A 344-nucleotide genomic window follows, 5' to 3' on the forward strand; every position below is an offset into this window, starting at 1 on the left:
TGTCACGGCGGAGGTCGTGGGTTCGAACCCCATCCGGGTCGCTGTATTCACAATAGAATACTTTTTATGAATGGGATCTTAGCTCAGCTGGGAGAGCATCTGCCTTACAAGCAGAGGGTCATAGGTTCGAGCCCTATAGGTCCCACTTAAATGAGGACGTTTAGCTCAGTTGGTTAGAGCAATCGGCTCATAACCGATCGGTCCTGGGTTCGAGTCCCCGAACGTCCACTCTTACTAATAATAAGAAACAATGAATATGGCCTGGTGGCTCAGCTGGTTAGAGCGCCGCCCTGTCACGGCGGAGGTCGTGGGTTCGAACCCCATCCGGGTCGCTGTATTCACAA

Annotated in this window: 3 tRNA genes; all 3 read left to right on the forward strand. The window is 52.3% G+C overall.

Going from position 1 to position 344, the window contains the following annotated elements:
• Positions 1 to 72 precede the first annotated feature (72 nt).
• A tRNA-Val gene (locus tag DXB91_RS13420) sits at positions 73 to 145 on the forward strand.
• Between the two features lie 9 nt (positions 146 to 154).
• Positions 155 to 228 (forward strand) — tRNA-Ile (locus DXB91_RS13425).
• Between the two features lie 30 nt (positions 229 to 258).
• Positions 259 to 332: transfer RNA gene (locus DXB91_RS13430), tRNA-Asp, on the forward strand.
• Positions 333 to 344 lie beyond the last annotated feature (12 nt).

The organism is Coprococcus sp. OM06-34AC (genome assembly GCF_003462545.1).
In the GTDB taxonomy this organism is placed as follows: Bacteria; Bacillota; Clostridia; order Lachnospirales; family Lachnospiraceae; genus Coprococcus; species Coprococcus aceti.